Source organism: Neiella marina (assembly GCF_002165625.1).
GTDB lineage: Bacteria > Pseudomonadota > Gammaproteobacteria > Enterobacterales > Neiellaceae > Neiella > Neiella marina.
Genome location: NZ_NGNS01000002.1, coordinates 125,889 through 144,103, shown reverse-complemented (window position 1 = coordinate 144,103; position 18,215 = coordinate 125,889). Strand labels below are relative to the sequence as shown.

The 18,215-nt window shown below is 44.2% G+C and carries 9 protein-coding genes and 1 pseudogene; 4 read left to right on the top strand and 6 right to left on the bottom strand.

From position 1 onward, the window contains the following. Positions 1 to 278 precede the first annotated feature (278 nt). The 3 genes from CBE68_RS02435 (at position 279) to CBE68_RS02425 (ending at position 3,757) form a co-directional block, all read left to right on the top strand. Positions 279 to 1,820, top strand: coding sequence for an MFS transporter (locus CBE68_RS02435; RefSeq protein ID WP_087504487.1), 1,542 nt, complete (start codon positions 279 to 281; stop codon positions 1,818 to 1,820). Between the two features lie 202 nt (positions 1,821 to 2,022). After that, entirely contained in the window at positions 2,023 to 2,874 is an 852-nt protein-coding gene (locus CBE68_RS02430; protein ID WP_087504486.1) for a type 2 periplasmic-binding domain-containing protein, read from the top strand. A gap of 67 nt (positions 2,875 to 2,941) precedes the next feature. Further along, on the top strand, positions 2,942 to 3,757 hold the full coding sequence (locus tag CBE68_RS02425) for an alpha/beta hydrolase (protein ID WP_229744613.1): 816 nt from the start codon (positions 2,942 to 2,944) through the stop codon (positions 3,755 to 3,757). A gap of 19 nt (positions 3,758 to 3,776) precedes the next feature. On the opposite strand, the gene CBE68_RS02420 is transcribed toward CBE68_RS02425, so the two are convergent. The 4 genes from CBE68_RS02420 to CBE68_RS02405 form a co-directional block, all read right to left on the bottom strand. Further along, a complete protein-coding gene (locus CBE68_RS02420; protein WP_158100471.1) occupies positions 3,777 to 5,015 on the bottom strand; it encodes a cellulase family glycosylhydrolase in 1,239 nt (412 codons plus the stop codon). Between the two features lie 343 nt (positions 5,016 to 5,358). Beyond that, a complete protein-coding gene (locus tag CBE68_RS02415; protein ID WP_087504484.1) occupies positions 5,359 to 7,437 on the bottom strand; it encodes a TIM-barrel domain-containing protein in 2,079 nt (692 codons plus the stop codon). A gap of 104 nt (positions 7,438 to 7,541) precedes the next feature. Further along, positions 7,542 to 10,811 carry a glycoside hydrolase family 3 C-terminal domain-containing protein gene (locus CBE68_RS02410; RefSeq protein ID WP_308477804.1) on the bottom strand — a complete coding sequence of 1,090 codons (3,270 nt, stop codon included), beginning with the start codon at positions 10,809 to 10,811 and terminating at the stop codon, positions 7,542 to 7,544. A 526-nt stretch (positions 10,812 to 11,337) separates the two neighbouring features. Then, on the bottom strand, positions 11,338 to 14,502 hold the full coding sequence (locus CBE68_RS02405; RefSeq protein WP_087504482.1) for a glycoside hydrolase family 9 protein: 3,165 nt from the start codon (positions 14,500 to 14,502) through the stop codon (positions 11,338 to 11,340). Between the two features lie 173 nt (positions 14,503 to 14,675). Between CBE68_RS02405 and CBE68_RS18910 the strand changes: the two are divergent. Continuing rightward, positions 14,676 to 14,777 (top strand): annotated as a pseudogene (locus tag CBE68_RS18910) (IS5/IS1182 family transposase); the annotation flags it as partial. 151 nt (positions 14,778 to 14,928) lie between these two features. Here the strand turns inward: CBE68_RS18910 and CBE68_RS02400 are convergent. After that, positions 14,929 to 15,933, bottom strand: coding sequence for a LacI family DNA-binding transcriptional regulator (locus tag CBE68_RS02400; RefSeq protein WP_087504481.1), 1,005 nt, complete (start codon positions 15,931 to 15,933; stop codon positions 14,929 to 14,931). 554 nt (positions 15,934 to 16,487) lie between these two features. Continuing rightward, a complete protein-coding gene (locus CBE68_RS02395; protein WP_087504480.1) occupies positions 16,488 to 17,636 on the bottom strand; it encodes an AGE family epimerase/isomerase in 1,149 nt (382 codons plus the stop codon). Between the last annotated feature and the right edge of the window lie 579 nt (positions 17,637 to 18,215).

Sequence of the window (18,215 nt, the reverse complement as noted above, 5' to 3'; positions counted from 1 at the left end):
ACTAAATGACTGCTCTTAGCTGAAGATATGCAAAAGAAGGGAACTCAGCGTGAAAAAACTTCATGTCGACAGCGTTTAATTGAGTGCACACTATTGTAACTACGGTACATATTCTACATTGTAGTCAGGAGGAGCTGCCGCCAGAACGTAATTAAAATATTGACTTTCAAGCTGTCATGGGTGAAATTTGATCCAGTGCAATGACACCCCCAATGAAAACGTTTACAATACTCTCGTATTTTGTTAACAATGTCATTCTTCGGACTTAAGAACGTACTATGTCAAAACTTTCACTATATGAAAAAATTGGTTACGCCACCGGCGATGCAGCAGCTAATCTAGTTTGGCGTGGTGCCCTAGCGTACCTTGCTGTGTTTTATACTGATACTTTTGGTATTTCAGCGTCATCCGCCGCAGTACTTTTTTTGGTTGTGCGTCTATCCGATGGTATCACCGACATCATAATGGGTATGATTGCCGACCGAACGAATACTCGCTGGGGCAAATTCCGGCCCTGGATACTGTTTTCAGCACCAGTTCTTGGGCTGTTTATGGTGCTTTGCTTTACCACTCCAGATTTATCTCCAAACGTCAAGCTGGCTTATGCTTATTTTACATATATCGGTTTAACCCTTGCGTACACTGTCAATAATGTTCCTTACTCCGCCTTAATGGGCGTAATGACTGAAAGCGATGAAGAAAGAACGCGCCTTTCTGCATTTCGCTTTGCAGGGGCTTTTATGGGAGGCCTTTTTGTTATGGGATTCCTACCAGACTTTGTCGCATTTTTTGGTGCTGGGGATGACGCAATTGGCTACCAATACACAATGTATTTGTTTGCTGCAGTGCTGACTGGACTAATGGTAATTACCTTCCTTTCGACTCGAGAGCGCATTAAACCGGATATGAGTCATTCTGGCTCATTAAAAAAAGAACTATTGGACCTGAGTAAAAACCTCCCCTTCATCATAATTCCCTTGTCTGCCATTAGTTTGTTTTTTTATTTCCGCGACATATACAGTGGTTTGTTTTTCGCCCTAGTCACAGTAATAATGATCTATGGCATTCGACGTCTGATTAAGCAAACAGACACAGAAAGAAGCAGTACAAAGCAAGATATGATTGACCTGCTGACTAACAAACCGTGGCTGGTCCTGCTCGGCATGGGCTTTTTGACCATGATGTTTAATGGCATTAAGTACGGCGTTGTCGCTTATTACTTCAAGTATTATGTCGGTGATGAGCTGCTTGTAGGTAAGTACTTCATTGCTCTTCTAGTTGTTTCTATTTTCGGCGCTTTGTGTACCTCTTACCTGTCTGAAAAGTTCGGAAGAAAACCGCTTTTCATGTGGTCATTGGCGTGTTGTTGTTTGTTCACAAGCGCCTTCTTTTGGATACCATCAGACAATATCACTCTCATATTTATTCTTGGCTGCATTGCTGAATTCTTTGCCGCCATGTCCCCAACTCTGTTTTTCTCGATGTTAGGTGATGCCGCAGATTATTCAGAGTGGAAAAACGGTCGCCGTGCCACAGGCCTTATTTACTCTGCAGGTACTTTTGTTCAGAAAACCGGAGGTGGATTTGCCGGCGCATTGGTGCTGATAATATTGGCAAGCTATGGCTATGACGGAATGGATACCTCAACTATTGATTCGTCTCTTCCTGGGATGGTTTTACTCATGAGTTGGATTCCCGCAATCTTCGGAGCGATTGCCATATTGCTTATGTTCCTCTATCCAATATCTAATCAAGAGCAGCAGCGCATGACAGCAGAGTTGATGCAACGTAGGAAAGAGCAAGCATCAGATCCAGCTTAGTTCATCAATATGTTGTGGAGTAGCACAAAGATACTGACCATTTAGCTATTAAATACCGAGTAAAACCAAATCAGTCAGTGCGCTCCACCTCAACACCGCTTTAGGTCTCAATTTAAGGTGTCGATATTGAAGTAAAACATGCTTGCAAGTTCTTTCGATTGCTCTGTTATAAAATCGTTAACAAACCCCCAATGGTGAATCAATGCTAAAAGCGTCAAAATGTCTGCTTTTGTTGTGCGCACTTACCACACCAACTGCAGCCCAAACAATCAAAATAATGAGTAGTTCCAAGGACACAGGGCTCGAACCGACTGTCCTAAAAATAGCCTTGGAAAGAATGGGGAAGTCTTATAGTTTCCCTTACGAAAAGGATGCGGACATTTCACAAAGCCGCACTGAAAATGATGTAAAAACGGGGGAACTGGACTTTATGTGGGCGATGACATCAGAGCGCCTCGAGAAAGAGTTTGAACCCGTCTATTTTCCGGTGTTTCGAGGTATTCTGGGTATGCGATTGAGCATAGTCAAAGCAAATCAGAAAGACATTTTATCTTCTGTTGAGAATCTCAACGACTTGAAACGCTTTGTTCCTGGTCAGGGCAAAACATGGGCAGATACTATGATTCTAGAATCAAATGGGCTGCACGTGACTAAATCACATAAGTACCCTAACTTGTTCTTTATGCTCGAAGGAGAGCGATTTGACTATTTTCCAAGAGGATTATTCGAGCCGTGGGCTGAGGTAGACAAGTACCCTCAACTTAATCTCACAGTTGATCCTCATATACTGATTAGATACACAGCTCCGATGTATTTTTTTACACGCAAAGGAAATGAGGAACTTGCCCAAGCCCTGTTTAAAGAGTTGGAGTCTATGGCGCTTTCTGGCGAGTACAAAAGCCTGTTCTATGCTGACGATGAAGTCAAGCAAGGGATCGAAAAAAGCAATCTCAAAGATAGAACAATGATTCAACTGGAAAATCCTTATCTAACAGAAAAAACGCCACTTGAAAGAACCGAATTCTGGTATCAACTAGGAGAGGTTCCCCATTAATAATAATGGCATAGCCAGAGAATTCGAAATTGTTAGAAACTCAGAGACCTTCACAAGGATTAATTAAATGCCTATTTCCCGGCAAGTCATGATTTGGCTCTTAGCTTGGCTGCTATTTAGCAATGTTGCTCTCGCAGGGGGAACAATATTGGAAAACATTCCTTACTACAGTGAAGAAGTCGCGAAGGATGTGTACATAAAACAAAGGGCTGTTCTGGATATCTATTGCCCTGACAGCAGCAGCCCGCTACCAGTTGCTATTTGGCTCCATGGTGGAGGGTTAAGTGCTGGGGAGAAACACATACCAGAGGCTTTAAAGAGCCAGCAGCTTTGCGTAGTGGCCCCTAACTACAGACTGAATCCACAAGTAAAAGCACCGGTATATATACAGGATGCCGCGGCGGCTGTTGCCTGGGTTTTCCGAAACATCAGTAAATACAATGGCGACCCATCCAAAGTATTTGTATCTGGGCATTCTGCTGGGGGTTACCTTGCAAGTATGATCGGCCTTGATAAGCGCTGGCTGTTAGCCCACCAAATAGATGCAAACCTTATTGCAGGCATAATTCCATTTAGTGGCCACGCCATCACTCATTTTACTGTCCGAAAAGAAAGAGGAATAGCAGGTACTCAGCCTATTATCGACGACTTAGCGCCGCTTTTTCACGTGCGCAAAGATGCACCGCCACTGCTTTTAATCACGGGGGACAGAGAACAGGAGTTATTAGGTCGTTATGAAGAAAATGCCTATCTCATGCGAATGATGGAGGTGGCTGGCCATGAAAGTACTCAGTTATATGAGTTAGACGGTTATGGGCACGATATGAAGGAGCCTGCTTATCCGCTATTGTTGCAAGAAATCAAACGACTGTCAGAACATTAACCTGTATTAGTGGATACTCTTAGGGTTGATTTGCCATTCGCTTAAGAAAGAGTCCTTCGTCTTGCTTACTCAACCCTTCACCGTTATCCCAAGTCCATAGTATCCAGCCATCAACCTCGTAATAACTCATCATATGGTTTTTCCAAGTGAGTAACTCGCTGCCCAGCGTATCTAAACTGCGGTTGTCATTATCCATAAAGCCGAACTCTCCCATTAATACTGGCTTAAACCTGTTTTGATCTAGGGTAAAAAACTTCGCTACACTATCAACCGTCACCTGAGGATCAAGGTCGGGGTACATATGCAGGTCAATAAAGTCCAACTCAGAGGAGAAAATGGCATCCATACTGGGCATTCGTATTCCCGGACTTCCTGGATAGATTAAATAGAAACCGGCTGTAACCAGTGCTTCGGGCTCCTCGGCCAAGATCGCTGTTCTGACAGCAGAACTCCAAGCCGTGAAGCTATCATCAATCAATTTTTGCATGTTCCCAGATACCGATAGATCGTAACTAGTGCCATTACAACAGACCACCGGAGTAATGGTTTGATTCAAGGGGGAAGCCGTTACATCAAAGTGAATTTCGTTGCGGATCCCGTAGGCAAATATCGCATCCATAGGGGCTGATCGTAGTTTTAATGCCCTAATGAACTCCTTCCAGAAGTGGCTTTCACGAACATATCCAGAAGAAAAGAGGTAATGTGCATTCTGCGCTTCTGCTAGATCATCTGGTTCAGATATAGTTTCTGGAAACACATTCAGTGGAGCCCATTGAATAGTAAAAATGATCCCTATTCCATGCATCTCTGCTCGTTCCAGAAAATCAGCAATATTGTCCATACTCCCACTGTTTAGGTTTCCTAAACTGTCGACTATCGAGAATGGGTTCAACAACGTCCTGACCGTATTGTAGCCATAGCGTTCCAGAAAAATGAACATGCTTTCAACCTCATTGCTTTGGTAATGGGCCGATTCAAAATTATTGTGCGTTATCAGAGGACTGTTTTGAACTATAACGACTGTCCCGTTGTAGCTTATCTGCCGCATTTGAGTAAAATTGGTCCCTCTCGGTATATATGCGTTACCTGTTGTCTTATCGTAAAATTCAAAATCGTTTTTGAAAGTGTTGCGAACAGCAATTCGCCCTATCCTTGGCTGACTGTAAATATCGCCCAATTCTGTTTCCTCTCCGGGATTGTTTGTCCGGCAGGAAAAAAGGCAACAAACCATCGATAAAATACAGACAATATGCTTCATAGGCACCACAAATCCAAGGTTCATCAATACTTCAGAGGGTCAACAAGGGCACTAAAACCAATGTTAAAAATGGGCTAAAAGTCATTTTTCAGCATCAGTTTGATTTTGTAGCATCTTGTATTTTTATTTTATGTAAACATTTACATTTCAGCTAACACCATGATTCTTTTAAAAACTTCTCCCGCTGCTCTTGCTTTGTCTAGCAGTTTCTCTATTCGCTTGCCTTTCAGACAAATGACCTGCTTTAATTACGGCAGTCATACCAATTAAATAGCGTAATTTAGAGATCGTCAGGTTGAAACGATCTCTATGAGTCACATCTAGGTTTCTATATATAAATTAATCAAGGGTAATGAATCACAATTTCATTCTCTTTATCCGCCTGAGTCGCAAACCCAACCCAAATAATGTGATTCTCTTTATCGTACCCCCAACCAGTTAAACCGCGTTCTTGAATATCCGCCCTCTCAATCAAGTCAAGCGCTTCGCCATTAAGTTTCACCGTTTGTGGGGTGCTAGTCTGGAGGTTTATTTTCAATAAATAGTTCTGTTTAGCTGGTTTACCCTGATAGTTACCTACTGCCGCCCCAATAGAAATCGCGAGATTCTCTGAACTGGCAATTACATCGACCTTTGTGAAGCTCTGTTCACCTCGCTGATAGCCGAGGCTTTCGCCATCATCATCATAAATGACAAAGTCTGATTGTCCCTTTTTTAGTGGGTATACATCTAAAGTCAGCGGATCGGCATGCTGGTTAGGGTCAATAAAATATATTTCTGGCCCCATGGGGATAATGGCGCCCCGTTTAACAAACAGTGGCATATTGGGGTGATCTTTTACGCTGATCTCGCGCTTTATCGTCTGCCCCCCACTGATCACTTCATGTGTCCAGTAATCTATCCACTCTTCGTTTTTTCCCTTAGGTAAGTATATTTCCATAGTACTGTTGGGAAAGTCCTTGGCAGCCTGGTATACAGGTGCAACGAGCAACTCTTCACCAAACATAAAAACGCGACGATTGTCATCGTTTTCCCCCGGATAAGCTAAGCGCAAAGGTCGAGTTAACGGTATTGCATATTCCCAAATATACCAAGCATAGGTGTAAATATATGGCAACAATCGATAGCGCAGCATGCGAGAATTATATGAAAGCTCTTCTACTTTCGGTCCCCAAGACCAAACATCACGTGCTGTTGTACCGTGGTTTCGAGTGCCGCTAGTAAAGTCTGAGAACTGCATCCAACGTAAAGCCAGCTCAGGATCTTCGCCCATAGTATGCCCTGGCGTATCAGAGTGCAGGTAAGACCAACCGCCCAGAGCTCCGTCCTCACTGAAAACGATCCCGTCTATCGTTTCTGCAAACCCTTCCCAGTTGCCCAGCACATCACCAGTCCAGTGTACCGGCATAGACTTCTCAAATGCTTCTTCGTCGGGCGCACGCATGTAGTCTCCGCCGAGTATGGACTCCTGATTGAAATGATTCGGGCGAGCATAGTGGCGAGCCATAAACATAAGTCGTTTATTATCCCCGTGGTGTTTGCGCAAAAGCTCCCACACTTGTTTCTCGTATTGGGAATCGCCCCGCCAAAAGTCCAGCCACACGAGATCCAATCCATAGTCTAAATCTCTCTGAAGCTGTGCTAACCAGTCTTCTCCGAAGCCTCCCTCATGATAATTCATCATCAGTTTAAAATTCAGACCGTGTAATTGTTCAATCAAGCCCTTTGGATCGGGAAAATTCTGCAGATCCCAAGTCATATTTCCTGGCCAGCTCCACTGCTTGCCGGTCCAGTACATATCTAGGATCATCACATCTGCCGGATACTTATGGTCACCATAGATATTATCCAGGCCACGCAAAGCTTTGGCATGTTCGATGAAGCCCTTTTGGGTATCATAGCCGTACCCATCTTCCCCCCAACCACTTTGCATATATCCAAAGCCCCATTTAGGAATCATTGGTTCGGTGTGTGGAGGATTGAGTTTGATTTCATCCAGAAAGTTCTCCGTCATCTGCTGAACACCAGCAATTTCACACCCGGTCTGGTCTATTTTCTTGCCGATACCCGAAGCAGGGCATTTATCCTGATTATTCGGTATTCCATCTCGATCATCATCAGCAAATAAATCCGGTTTCGAGTTGGGATCCCTAGTATCCGTTTCTGCAATCACTTCATGCTCATTGATAAAACCATCTCCATCAATGTCCAGGTCGCACAAATCGCCATCACCATCATCATCAAGGTCTTCTTGTTTTGGATTGGCTATAAGTGGGCAATTGTCATTTGCGTCTTTGATGCCATCAGCGTCTTTATCGGATGAGTTATCGACAATAGTATTGCAGGCCACTAAGAAAGTTAGAGGTAGTAAGTAGCTTATAAGCCGTTTCAGCGTTTTATTCATATGGGGGATGCCTTTCATGCGTGGTTCAAAGAAAAGTCTAAGCTTAGGTACTATCCTTCCACTTCATGGTGCAGCGGTTAGCGAGAATCGCTGCCCCTGATGTGAAGCGAATACAATGGGTATTAGCTCACTTTTCTTTGGTACACTCTAATCCAATCGGTGTAGAGGTACTGAGGAAATTCAGTTGAAGCGTTAGGTCGACCAGCAAACTCGCCTCCCACAGCGATGTTTAGCAAAATGAAAAATGGCTTGTGAAACTCGGTATATTCACTGCCTGTTAATGACTGTTCTGCATAAACCTGCCCATCAACAGACCAAATGATCTTCTCTTCATCCCACTCCATTTCGAAGATGTGGAAATCGTCGGCAAAACGGCCCCTGTCAAGTTCGAAACTATGGGCTCCCATTTGAGCATGCTTTCCATCAAGCCCAGCGTAATGAATGTTCGCCTCAACAGTTCCATCACCTTTTGAACCATACATTTCCATGATATCGATCTCACCAGATGCAGGCCACGGTGTATCTCCACCATTTTCATCGATATTTTCTCCCAACATCCAGAAAGCAGGCCACAAACCAGGGCCATATGGAAGTTTCATACGCGCTTGAACCTTTCCATGCTTCCAGGAATGCTTGCCCGCTGTATTTAGTCGTGCAGAGGTATATTGATCCAATCCGTGTTGGTCTGATTCATTTATTGCTTTGATGACAAGCATGCCATCATTTACATAGGCATTATCTTGCTCAGCCGTGTAACGCTGCCATTCCTTGTTGAAGCGGCCAGCAGGAACAACTTGTCTGTTCCAATTCGCGGGGTCCAGGCCAGCGGATTCAAATTCATCAGACCAAACTAAAGTCCAACCATAGACTTCCGTTTCATCTGTTTTCAAGCTGGCTCTGCCACAGTTGTTCCCTTCACAGTGGACAAATGATTTAGTCAGTCGAATGTCATCTGATGATGACCCAAGCTGCACTTCAAATTCTCCCGGCTCGGCCAACCAATCATTAGTATTGATATCCCAGAACGACAGATCCCTCAATTTCAGATCTATTGAAACAACTTTGCTTTCTCCTGGTTCCAGATATACTTTTTTAAAGCCTTTTAACTCTTTTAGCGGCCTGTCGACACTGGCTTCCAAATCTCGGAGATATAGCTGTACGACTTCACTACCTGCAACTTTACCGACATTTTTAATTGTTGCGGTTACAGTCAGTCCAGTTGCTTTATCGAACTTGTCTGCAGAAAGAGAGATACCTGAATAGTCAAAGTCTGTGTATGACTTGCCATGCCCAAAAGCGAAGAGAGGCTTGATGTTTTCCTTTTCAAACCAGCGATAGCCGATAAAAACGCCTTCTTTATAAAACGAATCTTTAGCATTGTAGTCATCTAATGCTATTGGCGCTGTGTGCTCTAATTTTTTAGGCAGTGTAATGGGTAATTTGCCTGATGGATTTACATCTCCAGACAAAATGTTGGCAAAAGCGTTTCCAGCTTCCATACCACCGTACCAGCCCCAAACAACTGTTTTTGCTTTTTCTATCCATGGCATGGCGACAGCAGAACCAGCTATTAAAAACACCACGGTGTTTTCATTCGCGTCCAGCACTTTGCTGATGATTTCGTTTTGAGAATTAGGCAAGCCCATATGAACTCGATCATAGGCTTCCCGATCATCAGCATGACTTAAACCGCCAAAGTAAATAACCGCGTCTGCCATTTTGGCTGCATCAAGATATTCTTTTTCAGTGGCATAGAGGCTCTTAGGCGTATCCCAACCAAGGGTAAACTTGTCTTTACCGTGGTATTCCACTGCAACCTTATAAGTTTCACCTTCAACCAAATCGAGTTCAATGCTACTCGAATCAGAACTGCGGTCTAACGCTGGCAATATCGTTTTATCGTCGAGTTTTACAAGGTAGTCGCCATTCCCTTTCAAGGTGAATTTATGTAACCCTGAATGCAACACTTTAACCGAGCCAGTCATGGTTAAATGTTGTAATTTGCCTTTGGCATCAAACTCCGAATTCGCCAGAGAGGCTTCGTCAACTTTCTTGCTCAACGTGGGATCTGCAAAAAAATCCACATGCCAGGCCGGAGTGCCAGTCCAGTGCCGGGATACAACATAATCTGCAGCAATAGGAACCACACCTTCAGGTCTTGCACGCATGTAGGTAATTTCTACTGATTGACCAAACTCGTTCATTAGACCTTCAAGTGGCGTAATTTCATACTTGGCTTTAACTTCGGAAGAGCCGCCACCAAAACCGTGCACCGCATCTGCATTAGGGCCAAGAACAAGGATGTTCTTCACATCCGATTTTAACGGTAACAACTGAGCTTCGTTTTTTAGTAAAACAACGCCTTCTTCAGCGATTTTTCTGGCAGCCATCTGATGCTGAGTGGTATTTCGACTCCCCTGCTTACGATTTGCGTCATACATCCCTATTTTATGCTGTAAGCGCAAAACTCTTCGAACTTTATCATCTACAGCGGCTTCCGGCACTCGATCTTCTTCGACCATCTTAATGAGGGGAACAGCCATAAAGTAGTCGTCAAAACTCTCTACATTGGTGCCCATTTCAATGTCCAGTCCATTAACGGCTGCATCATATGTATTAATATCCACATTCCAATCTGTAAGCAGCACACCTTCATATCCCCACTCCCCTTTCAGGATATCCATCACTAAGTGTTTGCTTTGGTTTGCATTGGTGCCGTAATAGTTGTTATAAGCTCCCATCATTGCTAGAACATCCGCTTCTTTGACCGCGTGTTCAAATACTGGAAGATACACTTCTCTCAGTGTTCGTTCATCCGGTTGTGCATTAACGCCTGTCCGATTAAGCTCCTGAGTATTCAGTGCAAAGTGTTTAATGGTTGCAGCAACATCATTCTGTTGAATGCCTTTAATCGCGGGCACAACCAGTATTGAGGCCAACGCAGGATCTTCTCCCATGTATTCAAAATTTCTTCCATACAATGGAAGTCTGGCAAGGTTAACTCCGGGACCAAGTATAATGTCTTTACCACGCTCTCTCGCTTCAGCCCCCAATACCTGTCCGTGCAAAAGCGCTATTTCCGGATCCCAACTGGCCGCAACAGATGTGAGATGAGGCAGATAAGTCGCATGATCATTGTCCCAACCAGCATAGTTCCAGGAATACCTTTCAATTTCAGGTCTCACACCATGAGGCCCGTCAGACAAAGTCATTTCCTCGATTCCCAATCGGTCAATACCTGCTACAGTGAACTTACTGTTTGCATGCACTAAAGAAACTTTCTCTTCTAAAGTCATTTGGTTCAGCAGGCTATCAATTTTTTGCTCAAGCCCATCTGTACGTTTGTCAGAACCACAAGCATTTAAAAATGCTACTGTGCAAAGCATTGCCATCAAGGGGCACTTCATTACTCTCATATTACCACTTAAAAATGAAATCGTTTACATTTGATTAAATCACGAGTACACAGCTAAAAGCAATCCTCAAAAAAGTATTTTGAGAGGTGAAGAACTGGTGTCGTAATCTCCGCCCATTGGGGCTCGCTTTATCCAACGAAGGATAAGTCGCAGGACTTGTTTTTTCCACAGCTCTGACCATCAGCTTCTAAGTCTTTGGTGATGTTTCGACAGCAACGCCTTTTCTAGGGCACTGGTTTTCATGTAAAAATTTAATGGGGCGACCAAAGCAGACTCCTATCAAGATGAAAAGAGATTAATCTTCGACCTATGGAAACAAAGAGTGCTTTAGTGATATCGGTAAATTATTAACAGCGGCACCAAGGGTCCACAGCCTAGGTAGAACTTCATATCAACGAAATTACCCAAACTCACTTCGGTGCGCGGGACTTCGTGAGTTTATAGAAAAAACCTCACATTGCTGTGAGGTTCTTCAATACTTACTTTTTGAATAAGTTCTAACTTATTCTACTTTCGTAATTTTAAACCAGTTGATGTTGAATCCACCTTGTATAACGGCAAGAGCGAACTCATGGGTTCCCTCAGTCAGGGTTACAGTATGAGAAACAGTTTCCCAACCTTGCCAACCACGGTTGATAGCAAAGGCTTTTTGACCAAATACAGCGCCACCACCAAATAATTCAAACTGTATCGTACCCTCACCCGCTACGCGGTATTCGATGATGTACTCACCTGATGCTGGAATAGTGATTGGTGCATAAGCCATCCAGTCGCCATTGTCTAACCAACCGACATTTAAACCACCGTTTTCATCTGTAGTGGTTTCAGTTTCAACACCTTGCATCGCTGTGTAGCTTTCCGCTTCAACAAATGCAATTTCATCACCTTCCTCTTTATCATCTTCTTTCTTCTGGCCGTCATATGGGAGACAGTCCGCAGAATTGAAGTTTCCATCATGGTTGATGTTCATGGTTGTCAGTGCAAACTCACCGGGTGCGAGTGTGTCGTTACCGCTTACCGTTACGACATTACCAGCAACTGATGCACTACCGCCCCATGCTTCAGCAATAGTTACATTTACGTGAGTATCAATTTTACCGTACCAACCATCAAGAGCCGTATCTGAGATGTTGGTAATTTTCACATCACGGATAATTGCACCGGAATTCCAGATATCGAATTTAGGTTGACCAGCAACTTCACAGCTAAATGTAACCGGTGGTTTTTCTTTAACTTCAAATGTTGCTGTTGAACTTGCTTGCACATCGTCGTTATCCGTGACCACAAGTGATACGGTGTATTCACCCTCTAGCGCGTAGGTATGCTCGACTTCAACACCCGTTGCAACATTACCGTCACCTAGATCCCACTGGTAACTGATGATATTGCCATCTGGGTCGAAAGAACCAGCCGCATTTAATGTCACCGTTAACGCATCGCTGTCAACCGTGAAGATAGCTTCTGGTGGTAGGTCACCCACGCTGAAGTCTACTGTAGTTTCAGCGGTACGAACGTCATCATCTTCAGCAATTGCAGTGACACTGTGTAAGCCATCGCTTAAACCCGTTGCGACTAACTCGTAAGGCGCGGTAAAGTCTTCGCTTTGCAGTTGACCATCAACGTAGAAGCGTACTGCGACAACTTCACCATCTTCGTCACTTGCGTTGGCTTTGACGACCACATCGGCACCTGATGGGAAGTTCTGGTTAGCTGTTGGTTGGGCAATGCTAACTTGTGGAGCAAATGCGCCGTTACCTGCGTAGTCATCCCAGAAAGCCATTACCCATGCCAGTGCACTGTTCCAGTTAACCGTAATTTCATTGGTTGACCATGCTTTAATATCATCAAGATAACAGGTCTGTGGGCGAGATTGCTCACAACCACTTAACGCGTTACGAGAAAGCTCATCTTCAAGACCTACGTTCGGACCACCAACTAATGAACCTGGAGGTGCCCATGGTAATGAGCTATCTTTCGCACCTACCCAGAAACGATGGTGAGGTTGTGCAGAGCGTTTTTCACCATGGCCAGTAATGTACGAGTTGGATAGTGCATTTTGCCCTAATAGGTAGTTAACACCAAAACCAACCGCTTGCGCGTAGCTGTCATCACCAGTGAAGTCATATACCAGACCGATAATGGAAAGCTGATTAGCAATAACGTTATTTGAACCCCAATAGAACTCGCTTTCATTAGTTGGTGTTAAGTAACCCTGAGTATGCGCAATGCCCAGACGGTAATCAGCAATATCTTTTAGTTTTTGACGTGCTTCGGCCATTAGACCTGCAGTGTGAACGGCTGGTACTGTAGCCAATGACATTACACCAGCAATACCAGTCTCTTGCCAATTGTATTGCCCAGAGGTAATGCTGGCGAGGTCAATTTCACCTGCGTATTGTGCCTTACCTGTTGAAATATAAAGTTCAGCCGCTGCCCACTGAAACTCATCATGCAAGTTACTATCGCCGTACTCACCACCACCTGTGTTATAAACACCGTCTGGTAAAACAACATTTGGATTTTGTTTTGCGGCTGCCCAAGCACGTTCAGCCACCGAAATACATTTGCTTGCAAATGCCGAGTCGATATCTTTAAACAGACGGTAACATTGGGCTCCTGTTGCTGCGACGTTAAGTGTTGCCGCTGTAGAAGGAGGGGTTAATAGACGCTCTTGGGTATCTGCATGGGGTAGCGTTGGAATACCCGTCCAGTTCTTATCCGTGACTTTATGATGCACCATGCCCGCTTTTGGTTGGCCCTCTGGTACTTGCATATTTAACATGAATTCCATCTGCCAGCGGATTTCATCTAAGATATCATCAACGCCGTTACCACTTTCTGGAATGTTTAATGTGCCATCAGCAAAACGAGCCTCAGTACCGCGTAGATGTTTTGATGCTTCAAACATATTTGCTAATTTAAATACTGAGATACCACCATTTACTACGTATTTACCGTGGTCACCCGCATCATACCAACCGTATGGAACGTCTAGCGAGTAGCTACAAGTACCAGGCCAACATTGACTGCCAAAATCACCTTTGTTTGCACCTTGGTTCAAGTGACCAGCGGGGCGAGCCCACTCTGATGAGTTGGCAAAACTGCCTAACCCCCCACCAGTGAATTCTGTTTTAATTTCAATACCTGAACGGTTGTGGTAGAAGTACTTAATCGCATCGTACGCCAAACCTGTAAATTGATCTGCATCGATGTTAAATGGATAACTTTGGTCAGCACCGACAATTAGGCGTAAATCACCAGCGGAGACATCAACACTAGTAAAATCGATGTGGTGTACGTGCTCACCAGAAGCTGCATCGTGACCTTTAACGATCGTTTGACCACTGCTAATGAGGGTATTTCCTTGGCGAAGTTGCCAGTTTAAAGGTGAGTTTTGGTTGGTTGCATAAGTGGCAATTTTCTGCGCTTGAGGAAGGTAACCTAATTGGTTAACACGAGGGTTACCTTCAGCAGCGATAGCCGAAGTGGTTAAAATAGCTACAGCTGCGCATACAGATCTTGCAATTAGGCTGCGGGTCGCAGGAACTTTATTCAAAGCCATCATGTCACATTCCTCTAGTATTCGGACAATCAATTCACGTTTCTTATCGCTGCCCCAAGATAATGAAAAAAAATCACTAGACAAACGACCATTTGGGTTCTTCATCTATATTGTGAATTTAATCGCTTTGTATTTGCTCTTCATGAAACATCGTGCATGTATTCGTGGGTTATGAGAGCCTAACTGTGACATACGCACTGAATCGACAAGTCTTCTCTAGAAACCCAACGGCATTACAATTGAACGTCCTCAGAAGGGCATATGCCCAAAGAAGGTAAAAAGGGCTGAAGAAAAACGACAACCAACTGGACATGTTATTCGGACTGGCCAACTTGGCGCGGGTCGACCAGATGCTGCTTTCGCAGGTGAAGTGTGCCTAAAACATGGAGTAAAGGCTGAAAGGCCAGAATACCAGGAGAAACAGGCTGTTTTAGAGCTGAATATTTGGATAATTCGACTTCGTCGAATTCGTTTAAGCGATACTATCGACTTGATCGCTGGTTCCCTAGCTGTATGAAAAAAGTACCAGTATTACCAAATAGACTTTGTTGACTGGCGGATTATTAAGTCTATGGGTGGCACTCGAGCCTCATATTGGCCTTTCAAAACCATGCTCAGAATAGAATTTGCACACATAGTTCCAATCTCTTCAATAGGTTGCCTTAGTGTGGTGAGAGCAGGAGTAAAGTATTTTGAAGTGGGCAAGTCGTCAAAACCAAGCACGGAAACGTCTTCGGGAACCTTAAGGCCATTGTCATGCAGTGCCTTGATAGCGCCATAAGCGGTGAGATCATTAGCGGCAAAAATTGCGGAAAAATAGACCCTAGATTCGATCAGGTCTTTTGTTGCACTGTAGCCCGATTCCATGCCAAAATCGCCACTTTTGACCAGTTTGGAATTGATAGGAATGCTAGCTTCACCAAGTGCCCGTTTATAGCCGTCAAAACGTGCAATTGCATCGGGCTGGGAAGATATTCCACCAATATGTGCGATGTTTGTATGACCTTGCTGCAATAGATGAAGAGTCGCGATATAACCTCCCATGACATTATCAAGGTTGAGTGAACAGATGTTGTCTCCTTCTATGTCGTAGCCCACAGTGACGACAGGGAGCTGCTTGGCTGTCGCGAGGATTTTTTGGTTATCTAAGTTGCCGGTAATGATAATGATGCCGTCAACATTGCTTTTAGTTAGATAATCAACTGCATGATTTCCAATATTATTTTGCCAATGCCCAGACGACATAACTAAAGAATAACCCTTGCTGATCAGCGTTTTTTCCATATCGTTGACGATGGTGGAGGTATATGGGCTATCAGGATGTTGAAGTAACAGGCCAATGGTCATAGAACGTCGACTTAAATCCTGTTGCATTTGGAAGCTGGGCTTATAACCGGTCTTTTTTACGGCATCCTCTATGCGTTCACTTTTCTCTTCTGATACATAAGTAGTGCGGTTTAGAAAGCGTGTGACGGTACTGGGTGATACACCAGCGAGCCTAGCCACATCGTAAATCGTGGAGGACTTTTTTTTCATTATTATGAGGTAAACAGCAAAGCGTAGGATAAGTCGATATTAGTTTTGTTTCTCACCCTTTGTTAAGTTTGATTTACTCAGTCCATGAGGGCTATCACGCTATTTCTTGTTTATCAAGATAGTTTGATATATCAATACTACATAGCGGGATCGTTCTTTCCTAGTCAGTTTTGAGTGAGCAAATCTGTAGTGTTCTAATGGCAGCCCATTTAATCAGTAGCCCCCAATGAACTCGTTCCAACCCTAAACTGTTGTTGTAGAAGCCCGCTATGAAGTTAATCAAAACATGACGTTGCGGGCGTCGTATTCCTTGTATTCAGAGCTAGAATGTCAGGTGCGGAGGTGGCAAGACATTCAAACCTATGGTGGCCGTAAGCTACCATGACGGCTTAATTTTCGCCTACGTGAGCACAGCATTCCTCGACGAAAATACCATCGCTCTGTTCCTCCGTGTTGTGGTTGCAGGCTCACCGTTCGAAGCGTAGCTGAGCAGGGTGAATGAGCAGCGAACCAACACCAGTAACCGACTTTGGCGGCAAAGTGCTCAGAGACTCTTACCTCAGCGACTCTAACACGGCTTTCCGGCTTGTGACTGCCTTTTGTTCTTGTCTGTCTAATTGAGAAAGTTCGTTGTAAACCGTTAGGCAGGCGCGAAAATTGTGATAAGGGCACTTCCAAAAACCTGCTTTTTCTAGATTTCCAGCAGCCGCTACATGCGGGCTCGTTTGCCCTGTGACCCGCAATTGCCATTCGCCATATTGCCGATCGCTGATAAAGTCGGAGATAAACTGCCAGTGGCTAACTAGCCGCTGCCACTTTTCTTCGCTGGGGTTCGCTTGCCAGTTATAAAAAAGACTGGCAAGCGCTTCGGCCTGTACCCAGCCATAACGCACTTCAACAGTGCTATTCAGAGCAATCCCATGATTGGAGGTAGCAGCAATTTGCTGCGCCACCAAGTCTTGTAAGTGATCACTTTCTGCAAACAGTTTCGGCCGCAAAGAGCCGCAGCCATAGCGCTTAGCAAACTGCTTCAATAGCCAAGATGTAGCGCCGATACGCCCCCAGTTGAGTAACTCTTTGTCGTCTTCAGTTAGGGCACTGAGCAAAGCGAGGGCTCGTTCTAGCAACCGAGTTACAACAGCTTTCGCTTTCTCATTATCAGGAATTAGAAGCAAGTAACCGTCAAGCGCCTCAAGCAAATGAAGGTAGCTACGCCATAATTCACCCGCGCTACCAGATTGCTCGGCGCTTTGTTCAATGGCAGGCAAGATGTGGTTGAATACCTGCTGAGCAGTTTGCACAGCAGTGGGCTCAACATGAGCGAAAGCAGACAGGGCAAATAAATAGTAAGCCTGAGTTATCAACCAATCCTCGTGACACCCGAATTGACTACGTTGCTGGGTGCTCCAATACAATTCAGAGTGCGATTCATTGGTTAAGTAGCGCTGTATAAACCAATTCGTTCTAGTTGCGTGTTCACCATAACTTTGATGACCAAGTGCCTGATAGGATTTACTAAATGCCCAAAGCAAACGGGCATGCAAAATGCCCCCTTTATCGGCTTGCTTGTCAATGTAGCCATTATTCTTGACGGTCCCCCAATAGCCGCCATGCTGCTGATCGCTTGCCTTGTACATCCAAAATGGCAGAATGCAGACGCGCATTTCTTCCAACAAGGCTGTTTTTAACTGTTCGGCATTCATCAGCGAATTTGACTATTAAAGTTCTTAATGACTATAAGATTAGACTTCAGTGAAATCGTTTTCAATGCAAAATTTGTATAAGAACGAAAAACATGACGCTAAAAACAAATTCCTGAATAGTCTCTAGCTTCGGCTGATGGGTTATTGATGCAGCACCAAGAGAAGGTTTTAATGCTATAACCAGCAAGCATCGTCAGCATGCTACGAATGAGGAGCATATTTTGATGAACGATAAAAACTATTACGAATAAATTAACCAAGTGCTTGCTGTATATGCCAACTAACAAAGCGAGCGAAGCAACTAAAATAGAGTTTACCCCCTTAGCACGGGCCTAACATAACGTGTATTGGGAACATGCCATCGACTTTGTATGTATTCGCTAGGCCCTAAAACCCGTGTTTTTCCCCAACGCAATCCCAGCATTACCTCACCTTAGGCTAAAACAACTACGAAATGTGAACAAAACATCAGCAATAACGGCAGAAATGCGCAAACTTTGAACCTTTAAAAAAAACTGTAAAAAAAGCTGTTGACTTAGTCCGGCAAAATCAGTTTAATAGCGCCCCGTTGCAGCGGAA

Coding starts and splice junctions, on each gene's coding strand:
- CBE68_RS02415 (WP_087504484.1), bottom strand. CDS start 7,437: ATGAAAGGCATCCCCCATATGAATAAAACGCTGAAACGGCTTATAAGC.
- CBE68_RS02400 (WP_087504481.1), bottom strand. CDS start 15,933: ATGAAAAAAAAGTCCTCCACGATTTACGATGTGGCTAGGCTCGCTGGT.
- CBE68_RS02410 (WP_308477804.1), bottom strand. CDS start 10,811: ATGGCAATGCTTTGCACAGTAGCATTTTTAAATGCTTGTGGTTCTGAC.
- CBE68_RS02405 (WP_087504482.1), bottom strand. CDS start 14,502: ATGAAGAACCCAAATGGTCGTTTGTCTAGTGATTTTTTTTCATTATCT.
- CBE68_RS02425 (WP_229744613.1), top strand. CDS start 2,942: ATGCCTATTTCCCGGCAAGTCATGATTTGGCTCTTAGCTTGGCTGCTA.
- CBE68_RS02430 (WP_087504486.1), top strand. CDS start 2,023: ATGCTAAAAGCGTCAAAATGTCTGCTTTTGTTGTGCGCACTTACCACA.
- CBE68_RS02395 (WP_087504480.1), bottom strand. CDS start 17,636: ATGAATGCCGAACAGTTAAAAACAGCCTTGTTGGAAGAAATGCGCGTC.
- CBE68_RS02420 (WP_158100471.1), bottom strand. CDS start 5,015: ATGAAGCATATTGTCTGTATTTTATCGATGGTTTGTTGCCTTTTTTCC.
- CBE68_RS02435 (WP_087504487.1), top strand. CDS start 279: ATGTCAAAACTTTCACTATATGAAAAAATTGGTTACGCCACCGGCGAT.